This is a genomic window from Nonlabens antarcticus, from assembly GCF_015356755.1.
GTDB lineage: Bacteria > Bacteroidota > Bacteroidia > Flavobacteriales > Flavobacteriaceae > Nonlabens > Nonlabens antarcticus.
The window spans coordinates 1-310 of sequence record NZ_JADFCO010000043.1 but is presented as its reverse complement, the minus strand read 5'-3'; the positions used below and the strand labels follow the sequence as shown (position 1 = coordinate 310).

Below are 310 nucleotides of genomic sequence, written 5' to 3'. Positions count from 1 at the left end.
GGTCCAATCGCTACACTACCCCCAGGCCCAAGTGGAGTAGACAGTACTACGTTTACGGGAACCTACACGATCCAGCAGTCTGACATAGATGCGGGAACGGTAAGGAACCAAGCGTTAGCTATGGGAACTTCCCCAGATGGTGACGATGTAACGGATACCTCTGATGACCCAAACAACCCATTGGATAATGATCCGGATGGTGATGGCGACCCAGATGATCCGACCGATACGACGCTTCCTGACGATAGTGATATCTCCTTATTGAAGGAGTCTGTCTTCAACGATGAGAACGGAGATGGGTTTGCCCAGT

The 310-nt window shown here is 51.0% G+C and carries 1 protein-coding gene; it reads left to right on the top strand.

From position 1 onward, the window contains the following. Window positions 1-310, top strand: a 310-nt coding sequence (locus IQ282_RS00160) for a DUF7507 domain-containing protein (RefSeq protein ID WP_228547162.1), incomplete at both ends; no start/stop codon positions are given.